The sequence below is a fragment of the Kribbella sp. NPDC023855 genome (assembly GCF_040639475.1).
Taxonomy (GTDB): domain Bacteria; phylum Actinomycetota; class Actinomycetes; order Propionibacteriales; family Kribbellaceae; genus Kribbella.
On the sequence record NZ_JBFAAA010000002.1, the window covers coordinates 206,421 to 230,272 of the forward strand.

A 23,852-nucleotide genomic window follows, 5' to 3' on the forward strand; every position below is an offset into this window, starting at 1 on the left:
CACGGTCGCTGTGAGTAGCAGCGCGGATCCGACTACAGTCAGCCACTTCTTGAACACGACTCGTCCCTTCGAAATAATCGGCGACAACCAATCAAGCGCTCATTGTCGACGCATTCTGTATATGGTCGGTTCCGAACAGGAGCTGAAGGAGTGACAACTGTGCTGGAACCGCTGGGTGTGGATGATGCCACCTTCGCGGTCTACCACGCCCTCCTCAGTCATCCGGACAGCACGCCGGAGCAGATTGCCGAGCTGGTAAAGCAGCCGATCGCCCAGGTGCTGGACACGATGGCACTGCTGCGGAAGCTCGAGCTGCTGGTCCCGACCTGGGCCGACCCCGACTCCGAGCATGCGGTCCACCCCCGGGTCGGACTGTCCAGTCTGGCCGAGCGCCGTCGCGGCGAGCTGAACCAGCGGCTCAACGAGCTCAAGCAAGCAGAGTCGACGGCCGAGGTCATCGCAGAGCAGTACAACGAGCTGCTGACGTCACGCTCCAGCGGTGATGTCGAGGTACTCAAGGGCCGCGCGAATGCCTCCCGGCGGATCGAGGAACTGGGCCTGAAGACCAAGGAGACCTTCTGGGGGATGATCCCGGCCCACCTGGACGACTCCATCCACCCGGACGAGCGCTCCCCTGACATGCCGCTGCTCGAGCGCGGCCTGAAGATGCGCACCATCTACCTGCAGAGCATGACGGTCTCCAAGGCGGGTCTCGACTACGCCGCACTGCTGCATCGCCTGGGCGGCGAGGTGCGCGCGACGCCGACCCTGCCGATGCGGCTGCTGATCTTCGATCGCGAGATCGCCGTGATGGCGATGGACCCGCAGAACCCGACGGCCGGCGCGGTCATCCACCGCAGCCCCGCCGTCGTCTCGCTCGCCATCGCGCTGTTCGACGCCTACTGGTCGCGCGCGACGGAGCTCTTCTCCCCCGAGGACCGCGACAACGAGAGCCCGCTGACGCCGCACGAGGCCGAGGTACTCCGGCTATTGGCCGGCGGCGCGAAAGACGAGCAGGTGGCGCGCCTTCTCGGCATTTCCTTGCGCACCGCCCGGCGAATTACCGCCAACCTTTCCGACCGGCTGGACGCCACCTCCCGTTTCGAATTAGGAGTAGCCGCCGCCAAACGCGGCTGGGTCTGACAATTTGTCTTTCCGGTGATTTCAAAGGCAAATTGCCGGAGTCATTGATGAAGGGCCTACCTGCTTGACGATTCGGCGAGGGCGCCCTCAGACCGTCCGGCTTGCAGGGGGTGGCGGCCAAGCGCCCGGCCGCACGGAGAAATATACGGACTAGACCAATCGCCTCAGGATTGGATCGATTCAACCTGGGCGGGGGTTGTGGCCGGAAGATGCCATGGCCTTGTTTTCACGCCGGAAGAGTGCTTAGCAGCGCACCTAGATGGGCGATGAATACACCATACGTCCGCCAATCATGAGCATCACGTACTTTCAGCCATGACAATGGGCCACATTACGCCCACATTGCTGGACCGGAATTCGCCGCGGTCGGGGAAGTGGTCCACCTGCCCGGGCCCGGACCGGCGTACCGGGCCGGACCGGGTGATCCAGTGGCGGGTTAGACGGTCTTGACCGCGGCGAGGAGTTTGGTGAGGGACTCTCGGGCGTCGCCGAAGAGGAGGGTGGTTCGGGGGTCGTAGAGGAGCTCGTTCTCGATGCCGGCGAAGCCTGGGCGCATGGAGCGCTTGAGGAAGATGACTCGCTGGGCCTCGTCGGCGTTCAGGATCGGCATGCCGTAGATCGGGGCGCTCGGGGTGTTGCGGGCCGCCGGGTTGACGACGTCGTTGGCACCCACGACCAGGACGACGTCGGTCGCCTTGAAGTCGCCGTTGATCTCGTCCATCTCGCGCAGCTGCTCGTACGGGACCTGGGCCTCGGCGAGCAGCACGTTCATGTGGCCCGGCATCCGGCCGGCCACCGGGTGGATGGCGTAGTCGACCTTGACCCCGCGGCCGTGCAGCTCCTCGACCAGGTCGCGCAGGACGTGCTGCGCCTGCGCGACAGCCAGCCCGTACCCCGGCACGATGATGACCCGCTGGGCGTACCCGAGCAGGATCGCCACGTCGGTCGCAGTACCGGAGATGACCGGGCGGTCGGAGGCCGTCCCGCCACCGAGGGTCGAACCGCCCTTGACCGCGCCGAAGAGGATGTTGAAGACCGAGCGGCCCATCGCGTCGGCCATCAGCTTGGTCAGCAACGTACCGGCCGCGCCGACCAGCGTTCCGGCGATCAGCAGCAGCGCGTTGCCGAGCACGTAACCACCGGCGGCCACGGTCAGACCGGTGAAAGCGTTGAGCAGCGAGATGACGATCGGTACGTCGGCACCGCCCACCGGCAGCACCAGCATCACGCCGAGCGCGAGACCGACCAGGCAGAGCAGCACACCGACCCAGACCCGCGGGTCCGAGACCAGCCAGCCCGACAGCGCCAGCCCACCGAGGATGCCGGCCACGAACAGCACGGGCAGCCCGGGGAAGGTCACCGGCCGGCTCGTCATCAGCTCCTGCAGCTTGGCGAACGTCACCACCGAACCGGAGAAGCTGATCGCCCCGACCAGGATGGTGAAGGCGGTCGCGACGGCGGCGATGGTCTCGCCGTCGTGGACCTCGCCGAGCTCCATCAGCGCGACCAGGGCGGCCGCGCCACCGCCGACGCCGTTGAACAGCGCCACCAGCTGCGGCATGTGGGTCATCTGCACCCGGCGCGACCCGACCACACCCGCGACCGTGCCGATCAGCAGCGCGATCAGGATCGGGACCAGGTGGTCCGGCTTGTAGGCAATGAAGGTGATGATGACGGCGAGCACCGCGCCACCGGCGCCGAGCAGGTTGCCGGCCCGCGCCGACTTCGGCGACGAGAGTGCCTTCAGCGCGACGATGAAGCAGACCGCCGAGATCAGGTAGCCGATCTGGGCCCAGGTGGCGATCACTTCTGCAGCTCCTTCTTGCGCGCCGCCGGACCGCGGAACATCTCCAGCATCCGGTCGGTGACGACGAACCCACCGACCATGTTGACGGTCGCCAGTACGACGGCCAGCAGCCCGACGATCACCACGAGAGTCGACTCGGCCTGGCCGGTGACGATGATCGCCCCGACCAGGATGACGCCGTGGATCGCGTTCGCGCCGGACATCAGCGGGGTGTGCAGGGTCGACGAGACCTTGCTGATCACCTCGACGCCGACGAACGCCGCGAGCACGAAGATCGTCAGCAAAGCGATGGTCTCGGTCATGAGGCTGATCCTTCCAGCAACTGGCGGGTCGGCTCGTGCAGCACGGTCCCGTCGTGGGTGAGGCAGCAGCCGCTGACGATCTCGTCGTCGAAGTCCGGGTTGAACTCCGCGTCCCGGGTCATCAGCGTGATCAGGTTGGCGATGTTCTGACCGTAGAGCCGGCTGGCCGGACCGGCCATCTGGCTCGGTACGTTCGCACCGCCCCAGACCAGCGCATTGCCGATCATCAGTTCGGTGCCGGCCACCGAACCCTCGACGTTGCCGCCGGACTCCGAGGCCAGGTCGACGACGACCGAGCCGGGCTTCATCTGCTCGATCATCGACCGGGACACCAGCATCGGCGCGGTCCGGCCCGGTACTGCGGCCGTGGTGATCAACGCATCCGCGCCGGCCACGTACGGCGCGAGCAGGTCGCGTTGCAACTGGGCTCGTTCGGGAGTCATCTCGCGGGCGTAGCCGCCCGGCCCGTCCAGCGTGCCGAGCTCGAGCTCGATCGGCTGCGCGCCCATCGAGGCGATCTCCTCGGCGGCGGCGGTCCGCACGTCGTACGCCTTCACCACCGCACCAAGCCGTTTCGCGGTGGCGATCGCCTGCAGTCCGGCGACGCCGGCGCCCAGGACGAGGACCTGGGCCGGCGGCACCGTCCCGGCGGCCGTCATGTTCAGCGGGAAGAACCGGGGCAGCCGTTCCGCCGCGACGATGGCCGCGCGATAGCCGGCCACCAGCGCCTGCGAGGACAACGCGTCCATCGACTGGGCCCGGGAGATCCGCGGGATCATCTCCATCGCGAACGCGGTCAGCTTGGCCCGGGTCGCGGCCCGGATCACGTCCGGCGGATTCGTCGGCAGGAACGACATCAGCGCAGTACCGGCGTGCAGGCGTTGCAGCCGCTCGCGTTCGAGCGGCTGCACCGACACCACCACGGTGGCCGCGTGGTCGGCACCCCAGGCCACTTCGGCCCCGGCCTCGCGGTAGGCGTCGTCGGAGTACAGCGCGCGCTCACCGGCCGCGGGTTCGACCGCGACCTCGTAGCCGAGCTGGACGAGTTTGACGACTTGTTCCGGCACCAGGGCCACCCGGCGCTCGGCCGGTCTGGTCTCGCGCACCACTGCGATCTTCACTCGCCGAAACCTATGCCAAACACACGGTGCCCGGAAAGCCCGGTAGGGCCGATCAGGCCAAGTTCTGAAGAAGCAGTGCCTCGGCCAGACACACCTTGGCGAACTCCTCCAGGTGCAGACCCTCGTCGATGCCGTGTGCCCGGGTGTCCGGGTCCTCCACGCCGGTGACCAGAACGGAGGCATTCGGGAAGGCCTGCTGGAACTCCGCGATGAACGGGATCGAGCCGCCCATCCCGGTGTCGACGGGCTCCACACCCCAGGCCGTGCTGAACGCCGACCGGGCCGCGTCGTAGGCCTTTCCGCGCGCGTTGATCGAGCACGGCTGGCCGATATCTCCGTCTGTCACGGTGACTTCCGCACCCCAGGGCGCGTTTTCCTCGAGGTGGTTGCGCAGGGCCTCCATCGCCTTGTTGGCGTCGTCGCCGGGGGCAACGCGCAGGCTGACCTTCGCCCGGGCCACGGGGACCAACGTGTTGCTCGCGTCGGCGACCCGCGGTGCGTCGATGGCCAGTACTGCGATCGCCGGCCGGGTCCACAGCCGGTCGACCAATGTGCCCGATCCGATCAGCTTGACCGAGTCCAGCACGCTCGACTCGGACCGGAACCGGTCTTCCGGATATTCCAGATCGGCCGCGCGTGTCGCGTGCAGTCCGTCGACCGCGACGTCACCGTTGTCGTTGTGCAGGGTCGCCAGCAACCGGCACAACGCGGTCAGCGCGTCCGGTACTGCGCCGCCGAACAACCCCGAGTGGACGGCGTGCTTCAACGTCCGCACCTCGACGTAGCAGTCGACCAGGCCACGCAGCGAAACCGTCAGCGCGGGCTGGCCGATCGCCCAGTTGCCCGAGTCGGCGATCACGATCGCGTCGGAGGTCAGCTCGTCGGAGTACTCGTCGAGCAGCTGCAGCAGGGTCGGCGAACCGATCTCCTCCTCGCCCTCGACGAACACCGTCACGCCCACCGGCAGGTCGTTGCCGAAGGCCCGTACGGCGGCGAGGTGGGCGGCGATCCCGGCCTTGTCGTCGGCGGCACCCCGGGCGTACAGCCGGCCGTCGCGCTCGGTCGGGACGAACGGCTCCGAGGTCCATTCCTCGACGGCACCGGTCGGCTGCACGTCGTGGTGGGCGTAGAGCAGCACGGTCGGCTTGCCCTCGGGCGCCGGCTTCTTCGCGATCACCGCGGGCGCGCCGTCGCCGGCCCGGACGATCTGGATCGCGAAGCCTTCGGCCTCGAACAGCGCGGCGGTCGCCTCGGCGGACCGCTGGACGTCGGCCGCACGGGCCGGGTCCGCACTGACCGAGGGAATCCGGATGAGGTCCTCGAGGTCGGCACGGACAGAGGGCAGAACGCGGTCGATCGCCGCGGCTAGATCGGTCATGCGCCTACGGTACTGCGGGTCAACGACTAACCTTCCGCCAGAAGACCCCGTAGGTTTCCGCCCCAACCCGGAGGACTCGATGACCCGTCCCTTTGCGCTGCTCACTGCCTTCGTCACCACCGCCGCCGCGCTGACAGCACTCAGTACGCCGGCCAACGCCGCGATCACCTGTGACACCGAGACCACCGGTGGCTCCACGTTCTACGACGGCCCGTCGGCCTCGAAGAAGTACGACGCCCGGTTCAGCAACAGTGCGAGCATCCCCAACCTCAGCACGCACACCCCGCAAGGCGCCGGCACTTGGTACAACTGGGACGGCTCCGGCAAGAACCTGCTGCTGGTCGCCTCCTACCGCACCGGCGCCAACTCGCAGATCTACGGCATCGACCCGGCCACCGGCTCGACGGTCGGTGTAGTGGCCGTCGCGGAGTCACACGTCGGCGGGATCACTACGTCGAAGGGCTGGGCCTTCGTCTCCGGTGCCGGCAACTCCATCCGTAAGTACCGGCTCACCGAGCTCCGGGACGCACTGAAGGCAGCCGGTACGCCGTACCTGGCACAGGTCGGTACTGCGCGCGATGTCGCGGGTTCCTCGTTCCTGACCAGCTACGGCGACTCCATCTTCTCCGGCAGCTTCAACGAGACCGGCCGGGGCGCCATGTACGAGTACAAGATCAACGACGACGGCTCGCTCACCACGTTGCCGGGCGCCTGGGAGGTGCCGACTAAGACGCAGGGCCTGATGGTCACGGCGAACCACTTCATCTACAGCACGTCGTACGGTCGGGGGAACCGCAGCAACCTGTACGTCGTACGCCGGGGTCAGAAGGATCTCGATGCGGCCCGGCTGAGCTGCTTCCGGGCGCCGAGCATGACCGAGGGCATCACGGAGTACAACGGCACGGCGTACCTGGTCTACGAGTCGGGCTCACACCTCTACGCCTCGGACCCGAACACGCTGAACGTCATCCCCCGCATGCACAAGGCCACGGCGTCGTCGCTGACCGCACTGGTGCCGTAGCGGCTACTTGATGAAGGTCGCCGAGTCGAGGACCTCGGCGACCTCCTGGTTGTCGGTACTGCGCGCCTGCGTGCGCAGTACCGTCCCCGGGAGGACCAGCTCGTAGCGCTCGCCCACAGTGCTCTTCACCTTCGAGGCAGAGTCTTCGCAGGTGTAGTAGAACGTGACCTTGTCGCCGTTCCGCTCCCCCTGGCCCACGGGCGTACAGCCCGCCGGGGTCCGGCCGGTGGCCGGCAGGGTGGCTCCGCTGGGCTGCTTCTCCAGGTAGACACCCGGTACTCGGCTGTCGCTCTGCCAGTGGCTGGTGTCCGTGGTGACCAGGAGGGCCGACCCGTCCGCCGTAGTCGACTTCTGGTCCCAGTCGCGCGGGACCTTCACTGACAGGTTCTTCTCTTCCACAGTCACCGGGCGACGCATCACTACCTGGTAGCCGCCGTAGCCGCCGCCAGCAGCCAGGAGCACCGCGAGGATGACGGTGATCACCCATGCCCGCACAGAGCGCCTCGGGGCCGGGGCCGGGGCCACCACTGTCGCCGCGACCGTTGGTGCGTTGGCGGCCGACGGCGCCGTCTCCTGGTCAACGACACCAGGACCGGCCGGCACCGGCAACTGGTCGGCAGGAACGAGACCGGCCGGGATCTTGCCGGTGGTGTGCGCCTCGCGCAACGCGTCGAGGAAGCTGTCGAGATCAGGCCAGCGCTTGTCGCGATCCGGCTCGAGCGCCCGTCGTACGACGGCGTCGATCGCGTCCGGGACGTCGTCGCGCAAGGTGCTCATCGACGGCGGCGGCGACTCGATCCGCATCACCGCGCCGAGGCTGATCAGTCCATGGGGTGCCTGCCCGGTGAAGGCCGCGTAGGCGACCGCGCCGAGCGAGTAGAGGTCCGCGCGGTGGTCGAGCCGGTCGCCCATCACCTGCTCGGGCGCGACGTAGGCCGGCGTACCGCCGGGCATCGTCAACTGGGACACGGTTTCCAGCGACTTGCCCAGGCCGAGATCGCCGAGCATCGCGCGATCGCCCGACTCGTCGGTCCGGAACAGCACGTTGGCCGGCTTCACGTCCCGGTGCAGGACGCCGCGCGCGTGCAGCTGCTTCAGCCCGCTGCCGACCTGCGTGATGATGTCGACGGCGTCGGCGATCTCCAGCGGCCCGGCCTTGATCCGGTCCGCGAGCGATCCGCCGTCGGCGTAGGTGAGGACAAGGTACGGGCGGCCGTCCTCGGTCTCGCCGACGTCGTGCACGCCGACCACGTGCGGTGAGTCGACCCGGCGCAGGAAGCGGCCCTCGGCCAGAAAACGGCGCCGGACGTCGTCCTCGTCGATCCAGTTGTCGGACAGGATCTTGACGGCGACTTCGGCGTCGAGCTGTTCGTCCCTGGCCAGCCAGACGGTTGCGAAGCCACCGGCACCCACCCGGCGGACCAGGGAGTACCGGCCGATCCGCGGTGGCTGGTCCATCCCCGCATTATGCTCGATCCTTCCTGCGACCGGGTCGCCGGAGCGCGGGTTCGAGACCGAAACGGGGCCGATGCACGGTGCGAGACAAGCGACTGGTGATCTTCGTCGCGACCGTGGCAGTGGCAGCGGTGGCCGTCGGCGGCTTCCTCGCGGCCACGCGCGGTCCGCACGCCGATGCCGGCACCGCTGCTCCGCTGAGCGCCGCCGGCACTTCGTCTGCACCGAAGAGAATCCCGCCGTCGACGGTCAAGATCGACCCCAAGTCGCTCAAACCCGGTGCCGGCCCAGGCGTCACCTATCTGCGCGACCGCACCGTGCTGGGCGGCACGGGCGCCCCGGTCAAGGTGCCTGGCACAGCGGAGATCGTCGCGGTCGGTAGGCTCCGCGAGGCCGTCCTGACCATCCAGGTGACCAGCCAACGCACCTCCCTCGTCGTACTAGATGCCTCAGGCAAGCAAATCCGTCAGGTCGCCGGGATCGACTCGCTCGTCACCAGCGCCGACGGCGAGGCCGTGGCCTACGCCTCTGGCGGGCGGTTCACACCGGCCGACCAGTCGGGTGCCGGGGGCACGGTGTACTACCAGCGCTCCGCCACCGAGCCTGCCGAGAAGCTGGTCTGGCCGCGCGTCTACGAGCTCGAAGTACTCGCTGTGGTCGACCGGACCGTCTACTTCCGATCCGGCGCGACCAGTGAGCCCTGGCACCTCTACCAGTGGAAGGTGGGCAGTCCGAAGCCCACTCTGCTGAGCAAGGTCGTCTCACCGACTGTGGTGTCCCGCGACGGCACCCTGGCGGCCGGGTTGCCAGTGCTCAACGACAGTGGGATGTGTGCGGCAGTCACACCGCTACCGGCCGGCACCCAACGGTGGCGGACCTGCCAGTACAACGTGACCCGCTTCAGCCCCGGCAAAGTGTTCGCCGCCGCCATCCCACCCGACTTCCCCCTGTACGGCGAACCGCTGACGGTCGCGCTCGACCTGTCGACGGGCAACCGGCTCCGCGAGTGGACCGGGCCGTCCCTGCGCGACTCCATCGCCGAGGACGACGACCACCTGCTCCTGCAGTGGCATGACAAGGACGAACCCACCTCCCGGTCCGCCCTGGTCCGCTGCACGGTGAGCACCGGAGCCTGCGAACTGGCGTCGCCCCTTGCCGCCGGCCCACTCGTCATCGGATCGTGACCAACAAAACCAGCCGGCCCGGCGTCCCACCTCGGACGGGGACGACCAACGACCATTCGGGGGTGACGGCGATGCGGAGAAACACCCGCCTCGCCGTCATGGTCGCGTGCGTCGCGGTGACAGCGGTAGCGGTCGGCGGCGCGGTGGCCTACCAGCGTGGCCCCGTCGCCGACGGCTCAGCGGCAGGACCCCTCATCCCGCTGTCTCCGCTGAGCAGCACACCGACTCTGACCACCCCGCCTCGTACTACGCCCACGCCCAAGCCTCCCCCGACGCCGCCCGCCAAGCAGGTGCCGTCAACGAAGCAGACACCCGCACCGACGACGACTCCTCCTCCCCCGTCGACCGGGCCGGTCGAGGTCGCCGTCGTACCGGCCAAGCTCAGCAAGGGCCGGGCCCCGCAGATGGCCTACCTGGTCGACCGGGAGGTCCGCGGCGGTGGCGGCTGGACCACGAAGATCCCTGGCACCGACACGATCCACACAGTCGTCCGCAGGGGCAACGCCACCTTGGCCGCCGTGAGTAGCTCCAGCGGGGAGCGGCTGGTCACGATCGAGGCCGGCAAGGCGACGTACACGCCCGGCGTCCGCTCACTGGTCGGTTCGCGGAACGGCGCCGCGGCGGCGTACGCGGTGATGGGCACCGAGTGGCGCGGCGGTGCCGTCTACTCCACAATCTCGAGTTCGGTGCAGAAGCTGGAGGTGCCTGCCACGGCGTACCAGCTCGAAGTCGTCAGGGTGACGGACAACGGCAAGGTCTACTACCACTGGAAAGACTCCCGCACCGGCCCGTGGAAGCTGTTCGAGTGGCAGCCCGGCCAGGCGCCGACGCAGGTGAAGTCGGTCGCCTCGGCGACCATGGTCTCGGAGGACGGCACAGTGGCCGCCTCCATCTCCGACTCCGATCCCGGCGAAGTCACCCGGACCTGTTCCACCGTGACTCAGGTGGCCGCCGGGAAGCGGCTGTGGCAGACCTGCGAGAGCACAGTGCTGGGCTTCACCCCGGATCACTCCGTCACCATCGGCCGCGGCGGCGCGGGCGATGACGGCACGGCCACCAGGATCACGGCCCACGACACGGCCACCGGCAAGGTGATCCGCGAGTGGACGGGACAGTTCGGCGGCGTCCTCGCCGAGGACGACGAGCACCTGCTGATGGTCTGGGACCACGCGGTCAGCCGGATCAAGAGGTCGATCGTCCGCTGCACCATCTCGACCGGTGCCTGTGAGACGGCTGTCGGACTGACCGACAGCCAGCTCGACCTCGGTGGCTGGCGACCGTGAAGCTCCGCGCCGGATTGCCTGCCATCTCCACGGTCGCGGTCGCCGTCCTGGCCGTGCTCGGTGGCGGGCTCGTCGCGATCACGCAGCACCCGGTCACCAGCCCTGCCGCCAGTGCGGTGCCGCTGCGCGGTGATCCGGCCGAGACGCCGATCAACCTCGCCCGGCTCCCGGTCGGCCGTACTCCGCAGCTGCCCTATCTCGCCGGCCGGGTGATCAAGGGCGGCGCCGGTGGCGACATCGTCGTACCAGGCCAGGAGAAGATCCTGCAGGCCGTCCGGTACGGCGGATCGGCCTTCATCCTCCTGCAGACCGGGTCGACCGGCACTGAGCTGACCCGGATCGACAGCATCGACGGATTCGTCACCGAACGCATCCCCGACGTCCGCAGCGTCGTCGGCTCAGTGACCCAAGATGCGGTCGCCTACGCGAAAGGCAGCACGGTCTACTGGCAAGGGCTCGGCATCGACGAGCGCCGGCAGTTGAAGCGCCCTCAGGACTGGGCATCGACCGTCCTCACCGTGCTGGGCAGCACCGTGTACTTCGTTGCTTCTGCCGGCCGCGCCGCTGCCAAGGCGACACTGCATTCCTGGGACTCGGCCACTGGCAAGGTCACGACCCTCAAGGGTGTGGTGGGCTCGATCGTCGCCAACCACCAAGGCGAACTGGTGGCGATCGCTCCCCGCCGCGCCTGCTCGAACCTGCTGGAGCTGGCGTCGGGGCGGGAGCTCTGGCAGTCCTGCGGCTACGCGGTCGGTGGCTTCACCTTCGACGGCAGGACGGTCTTCGGCAGGTCGATCCCTGATGCCGAGGACCGCTCGGCCTGGGTCGCGGCCGCGCTCGACGCCCGGACGGGTGCGCTGAAACGCCGCTGGACCGGCGTACGGTTCCTGGCCGGCATTGCCGAGGACGACGATCACTTGTTGCTCACTGTGGACAACGGAACCGGGTCGCGGGGTGCGATCATCCGGTGCACGATCGGCGGCGGCACCTGTGAACTGGCGGCCGCGCAAGCTGGTCTTCGTCTGTTGGGAGCGCGCTGATGCGGAAGCTGAACACCCTTCCGGCCGTTGTCATCGTCACGGTCGCTGTTCTCGCGGTGGCGGCGGGCGGCGTGCTGGCTGCTCAGCGGAGTCCTCGCTCGGAGGGTGGCAGTGCGGCCGCGCCGTTGGTACCACCGGCCACCACGCCCCTGGCGAGCCCTGCCACCGTGTCTTCTTCGACGCCACCCGCGCTGCCGAACGGGAAGATCACCCTGAAGCTGAGCAAGCTCGACAAGGGCCGTCCTCCGCAGCTGCCCTATCTGGTCGGCCGCGAGGTGCGCGGTGGAGCCGGTGATCCGGTGAAGATTCCTGGAGCGGAGCCGATCCATCACATCGCCCGGCTGGGCAACTCGGTGCTGGCCGTGCTCGGCACGAACAAGGGCTCGGACCTGCTGCGGCTAGACAACACCGGCGAGAAGAGGCGCACGCCGGACGTCAGCAGCCTGGTACTCACCGCCGACGCTGCCTCGGCGGTGTACGCGGCACCGCGGATCGCCGACACGGGCGAGGACATCGGTGGCGGGATCGTGTACGCCGAGCAGGCCGACGGCCCCGTGCGGAAGATCGCGGTCGGTGGCTTCGGCCTCGAGGTGATCGCCTACCGAGCCGGCACGGTGTACTTCCGCTCGGCGAAGATCGAAACCGGCAAAACCTGGCAGCTGTATGCCTGGACCCCGGGCAGCCCCACAGCAACCCTGGTCAAGACCGTCCCGTCGCCGACCGCCCTGTCGAGTGACGCGACGATCGCCGCCTCACTCGACATCACCGCCGACACGTCGAGTTGCTCGGCCGTCGTCGAGGTTGCCACCGGCAAGAAACTTTGGCGGACCTGCGAGAACGGCCTCGAGGGGTTCACTCCCGACGGCCGGACGGTCATCGGCGGACCGACGTACGGCGACGGGTACGGCGCGGCCGCGACCTCGGCCCTGGACGCGCGGACCGGCAAGCTGTTGTACGAGTGGAACGGACTCGCGTTCCTGGAGACGGTCGCCGAGGACGACCAGCACCTGCTCATCCGCGCCGACGACGGCGAAGGCACCAAGGGCGCGATCATCCGCTGCGACGTCAGCACCGGCCGGTGCGAACTGGCCACCCCGCTGGCCCTCACTCAGGTCTCGATCGGGCAGTAAGGGATCAGGAGCCGGCCATGGAACGAAAGAACGGGCGACTGGTCGCTCTGGTCTCGTCGGTCGCGGTCGCGGCCGTCGTGATCGGCGGAGTGCTCGCCTACCGGCAGGCACCGGATGAGGGCGGCTCCGCGGCAGCTCCGCTGCCGGGGCAGGCCACCCCGAAGGCGCCGGTCAAGACGCCGATCGGCACGCCATCGGCGACCCCTTCGCTCATCCCGTCGCCAAGCACTCCTCCGGTCACCGCCAAACCGGTGGAGATCGAGGTGGACCTGACCAGCCTCGCCAAGGGCCGGGGCACCGACCTGGTCCACCTGGTGGGTCGCGAGGTCCGTGGCGGCGGGCCGACGGTCAAGATCCCGGGCAGTCAGCGGATCGAGAGGTTCGCCCGGCTCGGCGACGACGTGCTCGCGGTGGTCGGCACCGACGGCGCCACGACCGACCTCCTCGTCGTCGGCGCGGGCCACGCGACCAGGCGGATCCCGAAGGTCGACACCCTCGTCACCGACCAGCGCGGCACCGCAGCGGCGTACACGACGCTTCAGGTCAACGCCGAGGGGATCGTGACCAGAGGCGGCGACCTGCATCACCTGTCGGCGACCGGGGTGACCAAGACCCTCGATCTCCCCGAGGATGTGTTCGCCCTGAAGGTGGTCGCGTTGCTGAACGACAAGGTCTACTACCGGGTGACCGACGAGCAGGCGGGCGACGTCGAGCGGCTCTACGAGTGGACCCCCGGAGCCACAGCACCGAAGCTGGTCAAGACCGTCACCGCGGCGCTGCTCCTGTCCGGGGATGCGCGCTATGCCGTCTCGTGGCGCAACGGCTCGGTCAGCGTCTGCAACGCCGTACATGTAGTTGCCACTGGCAAGAAACTCTGGGAGACGTGCAAGGCCGGCCTGACGGCCTTCACCCCGGACACCCGGGTCACGGTCAGCCGCGGGCACGTCGGCGACACCCCGATTGTTCGCGTCGCCGCCCAGGACACCAGGACGGGCAAGCTGCTCCGTGCCTGGAAGGGTTTCTTCGCCAACGCGGTCGCCGAAGACGACCAGCACGTCCTGATCAGCACCGAGGGAGCCACCGGCGGCTCCCTCGTCCGGTGCGCAGTCGCCACCGGTGATTGCGAGTTCGCCGTACCCCTCGGCAACGCCGAACTGCGGCTCGACCCAGGGATGACGCCATGAAACAGCAGGACGGCCGGTTGGTCGCGTTGGTCGCCTCGGTAGCGGTGGCAGCGGTCGTGATCGGCGGCGTGCTCGCGTACCAGCAGACCCCGCAACAGGACGGCACGGCCGCGGCTCCCCTGCCCGCACAGACCCCGCCCTCCACCCCGAGTACGACGCCGTCGAAGACGCCGGCCCCGACCACTCCCTCGGGTACCCCGTCCAGCCGGCCCACCCCGTCAAGCACCCCCAGCGCCCCGAGCAAGACCCCCAGCAGCAGCACCCCGCCCGCCATCACCGGGCCCACCAGCATCACGCTGAATGCCGGCAAGCTGCCCAAGGGCCGCGAACCCCAACTGCCGTACGTGATCGGCCGTGAGGTCCGCGGCGGAGCGGGTTCGGTGCGGAAGGTCCCCGGCACCGATCCGATCTACGAGGTCGGCCGGCTCGACAACTCGGCGCTGGTCGTCGTCGACAAGGCCGGACAGCCGGAACTGCTCAAGATCGACTACGAGAGCGTCCGGCGGACCGCTGGTGTGTCATCGCTGGTGACCACGCTGGACCAGTCCGCGGCGGCTTACGCGGCGGTCAATCGCGACGCGCTCGGCAACAAGACCAAGGGCGGCGTCGTCTACTCGGAGACCGGCGGATCAGTGAAGAGCCTCAAGGTGCCGAACGGCTACGACGTTCGGGTGCTGGCCTACGCGGGCGGCCAGGTGTACTTCCGGTCGGGCGAGAGCGACGGCGGCGCCTGGACGCTCTATGCCTGGACGCCGGGTGCGGCGAAGGCCGAGGCCAAGAAGGTGACCTCGCCGACGGCGGTTTCCCACGACGGCCGGTTCGTCGCCTCCGCGAACCTGGTCAACGACGCCGGGAGTTGCAGCTCGATCATCGAGCTCGCGACCGGCAAACAACTGTGGCGCACCTGCGAGAACATGGTCGACGGATTCACACCCGACGGCGGCACCGCGATCGGTGGACCGGCGTACGGGGACGGCTACTGCTCGCTCGAGCAGAGCGCGCTCGCCGCCGGAAGCGGCCGGCTGCTCCGGGAGTGGAAGGGATGCTTCCTCGACGTCACCGCCGAGGACGACCAGCACTTCCTGATGGTCGTCGTGGTCGAGAATCAGGGCGAAGAGAACGCCAAGCGAGCGATCGTCCGGTGCAACTTCATGACCGGCGCTTGCGAACTCGCGACGGCGGCCAGGACCGGCGACCTCGTCCTCAGCAGCTGATGTCTGCCAGTAGCTAACCAGCGAGCGCTGCGCGACCGGCGACGGCAGACTGCTCATATGGAACGAGTGGTGGTGCTGGCGGACATTCATGGCGTACTGCCCGCGCTGGAGGCCGTGCTGGCGGAGCCGGACGTTGCGGCCGCCGATGTGGTGGTCTTGGCCGGCGACATCGCGAGTGGCCCGCAGCCGGTGGAGACGCTGGATCTCCTGGTGGGGTTGGGCGAGCGGGCCGTGTGGGTGCGCGGCAATGCGGACCGCGAGCTGGTGGAGATGGCTCGTGGGTCGTTCAAGGGCGACCCGCCGGACGAGGTCAGCCCATGGGCGGCTGCACAGCTCCGGTCCGACCAGGTTGAGCTGCTGGCCGGCCTGCCGACCACAGTCACCATCGGGGACACCTTGTTCTGCCACGCGACGCCCCGCGATGACGAGGAGGTGGTGCTGGTCGACAGCCCGATCTCCCGCTGGGCAGACGTGCTCAACGGCGTACCGGAGGAGATCAGGACGGTCGTCTGCGGGCACACGCACATGCCGTTCGCCCGGCAGGTCGACCGGCGACTGGTGGTCAACGCAGGCAGTGTCGGCATGCCGTACGGCGCACCCGGGGCTAGCTGGGCGCTCCTGACCTCGTCCGGCGTCCAGCTTCGTCGTACTGCGCTGCCCCCTACCGCCGCCGACCAGCTCGCCAAGCACTCGTCGTACCCGGGGATCGAGTCCTGGCTGGACGCGTACCTGCGGTCCAACTACTCCGACACCGAGGCGTTGGAGGCGTTCAGGCCGCGCTCGGAGGTCTGAGGAGCTACCGTCGGGGGCATGTTCGCGCGGCGACGGAAGCACTTCGGCACCCCGGCCGACAAGGCGACGTACGCGACCCTGCACACCGCCTCCCTGGCCACACCGAGTCTGCGCGAGGGGTTGACCCCTGCGGCCGCCGGCAAGGCCAGCAAGCACCTACGCGATCTCCTCGGTACTGCGGCCATCGCCATCTGCGACTCGTCCGGCGTACTGGCCTGGGACGGTGTGGGCGGTCCGTACGAGAGCAACCACCGTCGGGACACCAAGGCCATCGCGGCATCCACCCTGCGGACCGGGCGGACCGCAGTACTCGGTGCTCACGACGTCGCGTGCGGTGATCCCCAATGCCCGGTCCGTACTGCGGTAGTCGCACCCATCGTCACCGAGGACCGCGTAGTGGCCGTCCTGGTCGCGTACAGCCCTCGCTCCTCGGCAGCACTCGTCCGGGCGACCGAAGAGGTGGCCCGCTGGGTCTCCGGTCAGGTGGAGCTCGCTGAGCTCAACAAGGAGCGCACCCGGGCCATGGAGGCCGAGCTGCGTGCGCTCAGGGCGCAGATCAGCCCGCACTTCATCTACAACGCACTGGCGGCGATCGCCTCGTTTGTCCGGACCGACCCGGAACGCGCGCGGGAACTCCTGCTCGAGTTCGCCGACTTCTCCCGGTACGCGCTGCGCCGCGGCGGCGAGTTCACCACGTTGTCCGACGAGCTGCGCAACGTCGAGCGGTACCTGGTCCTGGAGCAGGCCCGGTTCGGCGAGCGGCTCAAGGTGTCGCTGCTGATTGCGCCCGAGGTGCTGTCAGTGGCGATCCCGTTCCTCGTCGTCCAGCCGCTGGTGGAGAACGCGGTCCGGCACGGCCTGGAGGGCACGTCCGGTGTCGGCCGGATCACCATCCGTGCCCAGGACCGCGGGCTGGAGGCCGAGATCAGCGTCGAGGACGACGGCGCCGGCAGCGACCCCGAGGTGATCCGGGCCGCGCTGGCCGGTGAGTCGAGCAACGACTCGGTCGGTCTCGGCAACGTCGACGCCCGCCTGCGCCAGGTCTACGGCGACGCCTACGGCCTGGTGGTCGAGACCGCACCCGAGGCCGGCACAAAGGTCAGCTTCCGAGTGCCCAAATACTCCTCAGGGGTGCACGCCTCCGCTTAGTGTGTGGCCATGGCTGACTCTCCCCTGCGCGCGCTGGTCGCCGACGACGAGGAGCCCGCGCTCGCCGAGCTGGTCTATCTGCTGTCCCGGGACCCGCGGATCGGCGAGATCCTCACCGCCTCGAACGGGCCGGACGCGCTGAAGATCCTGCAGGGGACCGATCTCGACGTGGTGTTCTGCGACATCAAGATGCCCGGCCTGGACGGGATCGACCTGGCCAAGGTGCTGTCCAAGTTCAAGAGCCGCCCGCAGATCGTCTTCGTCACGGCGTACGACGAGCATGCGGTGGCCGCCTTCGACCTGGACGCGGCCGACTACGTGATGAAACCGGTCCGCGCCGAACGGCTGTCCGAAGCGGTCCGCCGGGTGGTCAACGCCGGTAAGCCGGTCGCCGTGGCGCCGCAGGAGGACTCCGACGACGAGGTCATCCCCGTCGAACTCGCCGGCGTCACCCGCTTCGTCCAGCGCTCCACCGTCCGGTACGTCGAAGCGCAGGGCGACTACGCCCGGTTGCACACCGGCCAGAACTCGCACCTGGTCCGCATCCCCCTCAGCACCCTCGAAGAACGCTGGCGCGACGCCGGTTTCACCCGAATCCACCGCAGCACCCTGGTCGCCCTCGCCCACGTCGACGAGATGCGAGTCGACAGCGGCCGCTGCTCAGTCCGAGTAGGCGACGACTGGCTACCGGTAAGCCGCCGCCACACCCGAGAACTCCGCGACCTGCTAGTCCGTTCAACCTCCCTGCGAGGCTGAGATGACTACGCCGGAGCCAACGCCGCGGCGGGTTCGGGTGACCAGCCCGCGGACGAGTGCGGCCCGGCGGACTACTGCTCACACCGGGACGCGGGAGATCGACGAGCAGACGCGGGTTGGCGAGGTCTACATGAGTTCGCTGATCCAGTCGCAGCTCCGGCTGGCACTTGCCGTCGTCGCCTGTGCCGCCGTCGTGCTCGGCGGTCTGCCGCTGCTCTTCCTCCTCATCCCGGCTACCCGCACTTTCGCGATCTTCGGCGTACCGCTGCCCTGGGTCCTGCTCGGGGTCGCCGTCTATCCCGTGGTTTATGTTGCCGCCCGCATCTACGTCCGCCAGGCCGAGCGGATCGAGACCGAGTTCACCGAGTTCGTCGGGCGGAAGTAGATGTCCCCGGCAATGAGCCTGACCGCGATCGGTCTGGTGATCGTGGCAACCATCGGGATCGGGCTGTTCGGGTTGCGGATCTCCCGGACGACGAGCGACTTCTACGTCGCCAGCCGGGCCGTCACGCCGCGCTGGAACGCCTCCGCGATCAGCGGCGAATACTTGTCGGCGGCATCTTTCCTCGGCGTCGCCGGCCTGGTGCTGGTCAACGGCGCCGACATGCTCTGGTTCTCGGTCGGCTACACCGTCGGCTACCTGATGCTGCTCGTCCTGATCGCCGCACCGCTCCGTCGCTCCGGCGCCTACACCCTGCCCGACTTCGCCGAGACCCGGTTCGAGTCCGCCGTCGTACGCCGAATCTGCTCCTGTCTCGTCTTCGGCATCGGCACCCTCTACCTGCTCCCCCAGCTACGTGGCGCGGGCCTGACCGTGCACACGGTGACCGGCGCACCGACATCGGTCGGAGCCGCGGTCGTCGCATTGATCGTGGTGATCAACGTGGCCGCCGGCGGGATGCGTTCGATCACCTTCGTCCAGGCCTTCCAGTACTGGCTGAAGCTCACCGCGCTGGCCACGCCGATCTTCGTCATCCTGATCGCCTGGCGCTCGGCCGACCACCCCGTCGGAGTACTGGAGTCCCTGCAAGGTGCGGGCGCGCAATGGGCCGAGCCGCTGTCCCACGCGGGCGGACGCGACCACCCGCTCTACGCGACGTATTCGTTGCTCTTGGCCCTTTGTTTCGGAACGATGGGCCTGCCGCACGTCCTGGTCCGCTTCTACACCAACCCGGACGGCCGCGCGGCCCGCCGTACGACGGTCGTCGTGCTGGCCCTGCTCGGTGCGTTCTACCTCTTCCCACCCCTGTACGCCGTCCTGGGCCGGAGCTTCGCGCCCGACCTGATCGGCGGGGGCGCCGACACCGTCGTCCTCGAGCTGCCCGGCCGGATTTTCCCTGGCACAGCAGGAGATCTGCTCGGTGCGCTCGTCGCGGCCGGAGCCTTCGCCGCGTTCCTGTCGACGTCGTCCGGCCTGACGGTCGCCATCGCGGGCGTCATCGACCAGGACCTCCTGCGCAACCGGCTGCACCGCTTGACCGGTGGCGACTACCTGGCGGTCAACAGCTTCCGCATCGCAGCCCTGCTCGCGGTCGCGGTCCCCTATCTGGCCTTCAACCTCACCGGCGCACTGAGCCTGGCCGACACGGTGGGCCTGGCGTTCGCAGTGGCCGCGTCGACGTTCTGTCCGTTGCTGGTCCTGGGCATCTGGTGGCGGAAGATGTCCACCGTCGGCGCCGCGGCCGGCCTGGTCGTCGGCGGAGTCGCCGCGATCACCGCAGTACTGGTCAATGTCATCGGCCCGCCCTCGGCCGGCTGGCCGAAGGCCCTGATCGGCCAGCCCGCCGCCTGGACGATGCCGCTGGCCTTCCTCACCGTGATCGTCGTCTCGAAGCTCACCCCGCACAAGATCCCCCGCGGCACCGCCCGCAGCATGGTCCGGCTGCACACCCCCGAAGCCGTCGACGTGGACCGCGGCCTGCCACCCGCCTGAACCGTTCGTCGCGCTGTTCCGACCGCTCGCCGCAGGCGGGTCCGCCGTCGGCCGAAAGCTGGGGGCCGCTGAGCGCTCGGTGTGGCTGCGTGCTGTTGGTCGGCAGTGAGCTGGACCACAGTACGAGCTGCAACCCTGCGTGCCGGACTTCCGCCCGGCCTGATCACCTCTGGAGGTCCCGCGATGAGCGATAGCAGCCGCGCGGCCGGCGATCCGGACCTGACGACGTACCGAGACGTCCAGCTGTCACCGGACTTCTCCGAACTGCGTCGCCGGTTCCGGCGCTTCGTGTTCCCGATGACCGGGCTGTTCCTGGCCTGGTACTTCCTCTACGTCCTGCTCGCCGACTACGCACCCGGCTTCATGTCCCACCGGATCGGCGGCAACATCAACGTCGCGCTGCTCTTCGGCCTCGGGCAGTTCGTCTCCACCTTCGCGATCACGCTGCTCTACGTCCGCTGGGCCGACCAGAAGTTCGACCCGGACGCCAAGCACCTGCGTGACCAGATCGAGGGAGAGACCAAGTGAGCGCGCCACTGCTGTTGCCGATGGCAACCACTGTCGGGGACCCCAAGGTCAACATCGCGATCTTCGCGCTGTTCGTGGTGGCCACCCTGGCGATCGTCATCCGGGCCTCCCGCAACAACAAGTCCGCGGCCGACTTCTACGCCGGCGGCCGCTCCTTCACCGGGCCGCAGAACGGCATCGCGATCGCCGGTGACTACCTGTCCGCCGCTTCGTTCCTCGGCATCGCCGGTGCGATCGCCCTGAACGGCTACGACGGCTTCCTGTACTCCATCGGGTTCCTGGTGGCCTGGCTGGTGGCCCTGCTGCTGGTGGCCGAGCTGCTGCGGAACACCGGCCGGTTCACGATGGCCGACGTACTGTCGTTCCGGCTCAAGCAGCGTCCGGTCCGGATGGCCGCGGCCATCTCGACCCTGGGCGTCTGCTTCTTCTACCTGCTGGCCCAGATGGCCGGCGCGGGCGGTCTGGTCGCGCTGCTGCTGGGCATCGACAACCGGGCCGGGCAGAGCCTGGTCATCGCGGTGGTCGGCATCATCATGATCACCTACGTCCTGGTCGGTGGCATGAAGGGCACCACCTGGGTGCAGATCGTCAAGGCGGTGCTGCTGGTGATCGGCGCCGGCATCATGACGCTGTGGGTGCTGGCCAAGTACACCTTCAACCTCTCGGCCTTGCTGGGCGCGGCTGTCGACAAGAGCCCGGCGGCCGGTGAGAAGCTGCTCAACCCGGGACTTCAGTACGGCGCAACGGGGATCAGCAAGCTCGACTTCATCTCGCTCGGCCTGGCCCTGGTGCTCGGTACTGCGGGCCTGCCGCACGTGTTGATGCGCTTCTACACGGTGCCGAACTCCCGGGAAGCCCGCCGCAGCGTCAGCTGGGCCATCTGGATCATCGGCATCTTCTACCTGTTCACCCTGGTGCTCGGCTACGGCGCCGCGGCCCTGGTCGGTCCGGACGCCATCCGGGCAGCTCCGGGCAAGGCGAACTCGGCAGCTCCGCTGCTGGCCTACGAGCTGGGCGGGGAGATCCTGCTGGGCGTGATCTCGGCAGTCGCCTTCGCCACCATCCTGGCGGTCGTGGCCGGCCTGACCATCACGGCGAGCGCGTCCTTCGCGCACGACATCTACGGCCAGGTGATCAAGAAGGGCCAGATCGGCGGTGAAGGTGAGGTCCGGGTCGCCCGGTTCACCGTGCTGGTGATCGGCGCGGTCGCGATCATCGGCGGCATCTTCGCCAACGGCCAGAACATCGCGTTCCTGGTGGCCCTCGCCTTCGCGGTGGCGGCCAGCGCGAACCTGCCGACCATCCTGTACTCGCTGTTCTGGCGGCGCTTCAACACCCGCGGCGCACTCTGGAGCATCTACGGCGGCCTCGGCTCGGCGATCATCCTGATCGCGTTCTCGCCGGTCGTCTCCGGCAAGGTCGACAAGAAGACCGGTGCCAGCCTGTCGATGATCACCGACACCGGGATCGACTTCCACTGGTTCCCGCTGGACAACCCCGGCATCGTCTCGATCCCGCTGGCGTTCGTGCTCGGCATCATCGGCACGCTGACCAGCAAGGAAGGCACCAACGTCGACAAGTTCGCCGAGATGGAGGTCCGCTCGCTGACCGGCGCCGGCGCCGAGAAGGCGGTCCAGCACTAACACCCACCCAAGCCTGTCAGGCAGGCCCTGCTGATTCCTCGCGGACCTGCCTGACAGCTCCAACCGTCACTTCAGGGTCGGCCACAACTCCAGGAACGCAATCCGGGAAGCCTCGCCACGCTGCTCCTCCGCAGCGTGCAGCCGCCCGAAGGTGAAAGCGTTACCTCCGTCGAGATACACCTGTACTGCGAGCTCGCGGAGCAGGTCGCGGGCGACCACGCTGTCCTGGTGGTCGCCCAGCACCTCCTGGACCTCCTTGGCCCGCGAGACCAGGCCGGTCGCCTCGTCACCAAGGACGGGAACGGCCGACTCCGCGGCGTACCGGAGTCGTTTGGCGGCCTTGCGGACCTCGTGCAGTTCGTGATCCTGGGTGGCGGTGTCTTCGGCGGCTTCCATCCGCCGGACGGCCTTGCTCATCCGCTTCCAGTCGTGATCCAGCAGCTCGGGCATCTGCTTGGTGGCCTTGCGCGTCTCGCCGACCAGCGGCGGGTTGGCGATCAGCTCGTCCAGCGCGTCCAGCAGCCGGAAGTACCGCTCGCTCTCCAGTGCGGCCAGCGCCTGCACCCGGCCCGACTTGTAGACCGCGCGCAGGTGCGAGTCGATGAAATCGGCGACCTTGCCCATCACCAGCTCGACGGGCTGTGCGCCGACCGCCGTCTTGAAGTGCTCGCGCTGCACCTCCGCGTCGCGCGCGCCACCCAGCTCGCCCGCGAGCCACTTCAGCTCGGCCCGCAACCGATCGCCGGCCTCACGATCGACAACTGGCCGGTACGTCGCCAGCGCCGACCGCAGCCGCCTGGTCGCCACCCGCATCTTGTGCACAGCGTCGTGCACGTCGCGACGGACCTCCGGATCGCGCTTGTGAATCGCTTGCACCTGCTCAAGGGCGTAGGTGCGGAACAGGTCGGCCGTGCTCGGCTTCTTGGGCAGCTCCCACTTCTCGCGCGCCGGAACGCGGTCGCCGAGCGCCCGCGCCAGCTTGCTCGGGCCAGCGGCCGGCTTGGCGCCTGCGGCCCGCAGTACGGGCTCGGCGGCTTCGAGGAGGTCCGGTGAGCCGTTGACGAGCTCGATCTCCCACTCCCGCCAGGACTCCTCCGCGCCGTCGACCGTCGAAGTCACGTGGTCGTCGCTGACCTCGGCCAGCACCTCACCGTCGGCGTCCAGCAGCCGATGCACGATCCGCCGCGTTTTCAGCGTCACCACCGGGACGAGTTCGTTGTCCCGGGCATGCACCCGGACCGTCCGCACGACCTGCAGCGGCACCTTCTCAACGGACCGGCCGAGCGGGTGCTGGATCTCCAGCCGCTCACCCGACGCCACCGGCAGCTTCACGTGCCAGCCGTCGTCCTCACCACCGGTCCGGCGGCGCAGCGTCACCTTGGCCGCGGCCAGATCGAGCGCGGCCGTGTCGAAGTAGACGGCCTCGAGACTCAGCTCGACAGGTTGCGCGACGCGCTCGACCCCCGGCAGCTCGTGCAACGCGGGGAAGATCGCGTGCTCGTCGACGTCGTACTTGGTCTCGATCTCGAGTTGCTCAGTCGGCGGCATGTCCCTTGTTTACCAGCCGCGATCAATCCCTCATAACCGGTCGGCGGCGGCCAGGAGCTCCGCCTGCACCCGCTCCAGATCACGGTCCTGTACGCCGGTCAGCCCAGCCCGCGTCTCCCGCGGATACGGCTGCCGCCGCCGATTCACTTCGAGCCCCACCACCAGCAGCACCAGGACTATCACCATCACTTCCATGCCCGGCTCCTTTCGCGGTTCCCTCAGTTCCAACTTCGCGGCACAA

The 23,852-nt window shown here is 68.7% G+C and carries 22 protein-coding genes; 15 read left to right on the forward strand and 7 right to left on the reverse strand.

The genetic code is table 11. From position 1 onward, the window contains the following. The first annotated feature begins 150 nt into the window (after positions 1-150). Positions 151-1,143 carry a LuxR C-terminal-related transcriptional regulator gene (locus tag AB0F51_RS06725; RefSeq protein WP_360275146.1) on the forward strand — a complete coding sequence of 331 codons (993 nt, stop codon included), beginning with the start codon at positions 151-153 and terminating at the stop codon, positions 1,141-1,143. Between the two features lie 436 nt (positions 1,144-1,579). On the opposite strand, the gene AB0F51_RS06730 is transcribed toward AB0F51_RS06725, so the two are convergent. Genes AB0F51_RS06730 through AB0F51_RS06745 form a run of 4 tightly spaced genes read right to left on the reverse strand, consistent with a single transcriptional unit; the run spans position 1,580 to position 5,751 of the window. Further along, positions 1,580-2,950, reverse strand: coding sequence for an NAD(P)(+) transhydrogenase (Re/Si-specific) subunit beta (locus AB0F51_RS06730; protein WP_360275149.1), 1,371 nt, complete (start codon positions 2,948-2,950; stop codon positions 1,580-1,582). Then, positions 2,947-3,252, reverse strand: a complete 306-nt coding sequence (locus AB0F51_RS06735; RefSeq protein ID WP_360275151.1) for an NAD(P) transhydrogenase subunit alpha — start codon at positions 3,250-3,252, stop codon at positions 2,947-2,949. The genes AB0F51_RS06730 and AB0F51_RS06735 overlap by 4 nt, the downstream gene beginning before the upstream one ends. Continuing rightward, positions 3,249-4,373, reverse strand: coding sequence for an NAD(P) transhydrogenase subunit alpha (locus AB0F51_RS06740; RefSeq protein ID WP_360275154.1), 1,125 nt, complete (start codon positions 4,371-4,373; stop codon positions 3,249-3,251). The genes AB0F51_RS06735 and AB0F51_RS06740 overlap by 4 nt, the downstream gene beginning before the upstream one ends. 52 nt (positions 4,374-4,425) lie before the next feature. Continuing rightward, positions 4,426-5,751 carry a dipeptidase gene (locus AB0F51_RS06745; RefSeq protein ID WP_360275157.1) on the reverse strand — a complete coding sequence of 442 codons (1,326 nt, stop codon included), beginning with the start codon at positions 5,749-5,751 and terminating at the stop codon, positions 4,426-4,428. A 79-nt stretch (positions 5,752-5,830) separates the two neighbouring features. On the opposite strand from AB0F51_RS06745, the gene AB0F51_RS06750 reads away from it, so the two are divergent. Beyond that, the gene (locus AB0F51_RS06750; RefSeq protein WP_360275159.1) at positions 5,831-6,772 is read left to right on the forward strand and encodes a hypothetical protein; all 942 of its coding nucleotides are present in this window, start codon (positions 5,831-5,833) and stop codon (positions 6,770-6,772) included. Between the two features lie 3 nt (positions 6,773-6,775). On the opposite strand, the gene AB0F51_RS06755 is transcribed toward AB0F51_RS06750, so the two are convergent. Beyond that, on the reverse strand, positions 6,776-8,230 hold the full coding sequence (locus AB0F51_RS06755) for a serine/threonine-protein kinase (protein WP_360275161.1): 1,455 nt from the start codon (positions 8,228-8,230) through the stop codon (positions 6,776-6,778). Between the two features lie 77 nt (positions 8,231-8,307). On the opposite strand from AB0F51_RS06755, the gene AB0F51_RS06760 reads away from it, so the two are divergent. The 13 genes from AB0F51_RS06760 to AB0F51_RS06820 all read left to right on the forward strand — a co-directional run bounded on the left by AB0F51_RS06760 (position 8,308) and on the right by AB0F51_RS06820 (position 22,063). Further along, entirely contained in the window at positions 8,308-9,411 is a 1,104-nt protein-coding gene (locus tag AB0F51_RS06760; protein ID WP_360275163.1) for a hypothetical protein, read from the forward strand. 71 nt (positions 9,412-9,482) lie between these two features. Next, positions 9,483-10,694: a hypothetical protein gene (locus AB0F51_RS06765; protein ID WP_360275166.1), complete on the forward strand. Its 1,212-nt coding sequence runs from the start codon at positions 9,483-9,485 to the stop codon at positions 10,692-10,694. Further along, on the forward strand, positions 10,691-11,734 hold the full coding sequence (locus tag AB0F51_RS06770) for a hypothetical protein (RefSeq protein ID WP_360275169.1): 1,044 nt from the start codon (positions 10,691-10,693) through the stop codon (positions 11,732-11,734). Before AB0F51_RS06765 ends, AB0F51_RS06770 begins: the two co-directional genes overlap by 4 nt. Next, positions 11,734-12,864, forward strand: coding sequence for a hypothetical protein (locus tag AB0F51_RS06775; protein WP_360275171.1), 1,131 nt, complete (start codon positions 11,734-11,736; stop codon positions 12,862-12,864). Before AB0F51_RS06770 ends, AB0F51_RS06775 begins: the two co-directional genes overlap by 1 nt. A 17-nt stretch (positions 12,865-12,881) precedes the next feature. Next, a complete protein-coding gene (locus AB0F51_RS06780; protein WP_360275173.1) occupies positions 12,882-14,048 on the forward strand; it encodes a hypothetical protein in 1,167 nt (388 codons plus the stop codon). Continuing rightward, entirely contained in the window at positions 14,045-15,262 is a 1,218-nt protein-coding gene (locus AB0F51_RS06785) for a hypothetical protein (RefSeq protein ID WP_360275176.1), read from the forward strand. The genes AB0F51_RS06780 and AB0F51_RS06785 overlap by 4 nt, the downstream gene beginning before the upstream one ends. A gap of 57 nt (positions 15,263-15,319) precedes the next feature. Then, the gene (locus tag AB0F51_RS06790) at positions 15,320-16,054 is read left to right on the forward strand and encodes a metallophosphoesterase family protein (protein WP_360275179.1); all 735 of its coding nucleotides are present in this window, start codon (positions 15,320-15,322) and stop codon (positions 16,052-16,054) included. Between the two features lie 18 nt (positions 16,055-16,072). Next, positions 16,073-17,203 carry a histidine kinase gene (locus tag AB0F51_RS06795; RefSeq protein WP_360275181.1) on the forward strand — a complete coding sequence of 377 codons (1,131 nt, stop codon included), beginning with the start codon at positions 16,073-16,075 and terminating at the stop codon, positions 17,201-17,203. 9 nt (positions 17,204-17,212) lie between these two features. Then, positions 17,213-17,959, forward strand: coding sequence for a LytTR family DNA-binding domain-containing protein (locus AB0F51_RS06800; protein WP_360275184.1), 747 nt, complete (start codon positions 17,213-17,215; stop codon positions 17,957-17,959). A gap of 1 nt (position 17,960) precedes the next feature. Beyond that, the gene (locus AB0F51_RS06805) at positions 17,961-18,344 is read left to right on the forward strand and encodes a hypothetical protein (protein WP_360275187.1); all 384 of its coding nucleotides are present in this window, start codon (positions 17,961-17,963) and stop codon (positions 18,342-18,344) included. 12 nt (positions 18,345-18,356) lie between these two features. Further along, a complete protein-coding gene (locus AB0F51_RS06810; RefSeq protein WP_360275190.1) occupies positions 18,357-19,892 on the forward strand; it encodes a cation acetate symporter in 1,536 nt (511 codons plus the stop codon). 183 nt (positions 19,893-20,075) lie between these two features. Then, positions 20,076-20,420: a DUF485 domain-containing protein gene (locus tag AB0F51_RS06815; protein ID WP_360275192.1), complete on the forward strand. Its 345-nt coding sequence runs from the start codon at positions 20,076-20,078 to the stop codon at positions 20,418-20,420. A 20-nt stretch (positions 20,421-20,440) separates the two neighbouring features. After that, the gene (locus tag AB0F51_RS06820; RefSeq protein ID WP_360277224.1) at positions 20,441-22,063 is read left to right on the forward strand and encodes a cation acetate symporter; all 1,623 of its coding nucleotides are present in this window, start codon (positions 20,441-20,443) and stop codon (positions 22,061-22,063) included. 66 nt (positions 22,064-22,129) lie between these two features. Here the strand turns inward: AB0F51_RS06820 and AB0F51_RS06825 are convergent, their stop codons facing one another. Both AB0F51_RS06825 and AB0F51_RS06830 read right to left on the reverse strand, forming a co-directional pair. Then, the gene (locus tag AB0F51_RS06825) at positions 22,130-23,611 is read right to left on the reverse strand and encodes a CYTH and CHAD domain-containing protein (RefSeq protein WP_360275195.1); all 1,482 of its coding nucleotides are present in this window, start codon (positions 23,609-23,611) and stop codon (positions 22,130-22,132) included. Between the two features lie 30 nt (positions 23,612-23,641). Next, positions 23,642-23,806: a hypothetical protein gene (locus AB0F51_RS06830; protein ID WP_360275197.1), complete on the reverse strand. Its 165-nt coding sequence runs from the start codon at positions 23,804-23,806 to the stop codon at positions 23,642-23,644. Positions 23,807-23,852 lie beyond the last annotated feature (46 nt).